1 pseudogene is annotated in these 390 nt (G+C 62.6%); it reads right to left on the bottom strand.

The features are described from left to right. Positions 1 to 390, bottom strand: a pseudogene (locus AB9K35_RS01860) (IS3 family transposase); the annotation flags it as partial.

Here is a 390-nt window from a genome sequence, read left to right as displayed (position 1 = left end):
CGGCTCTCCGGTCTAAGGCGGATGCATGATCCGTCGTTCAGCCAAAGCCGCCCCTTCTTTGGTTGCTTCGGTGGCACTTTGAGCCCCTCTCGCCGCCACAGACGTTCGACACGGCCGTCGCCGATCTGCCATCCCGCGTCTCTAAGCAGCACTGCGACCCGGCGGTAGCCATAGCTGCCGTATTGCCTGGCCAGTTCAATCATGTCCGCCACGAGCCGGTCTTCATCTTCCCGGCCTCGCGATTGATACCTTTGTGTTAATCGATGCTGCCCCAGCACCCGGCAGATCCGGCGTTCCGACACTTTCATCTCGCTGCGTATCAGCTCGATGCAGGCGCGCCGACGGGCGGGGCTCAGAAGATTCCCCGGGCCGCCTCCTTCAGGATGAGCT

Origin of the sequence: Leisingera sp. XS_AS12 (genome assembly GCF_041224635.1) — a bacterium.
Classification (GTDB): Bacteria; Pseudomonadota; Alphaproteobacteria; order Rhodobacterales; family Rhodobacteraceae; genus Leisingera.
Note: the sequence above shows the minus strand (reverse complement) of the source record. Positions and strands in the feature narration are given on the sequence as shown.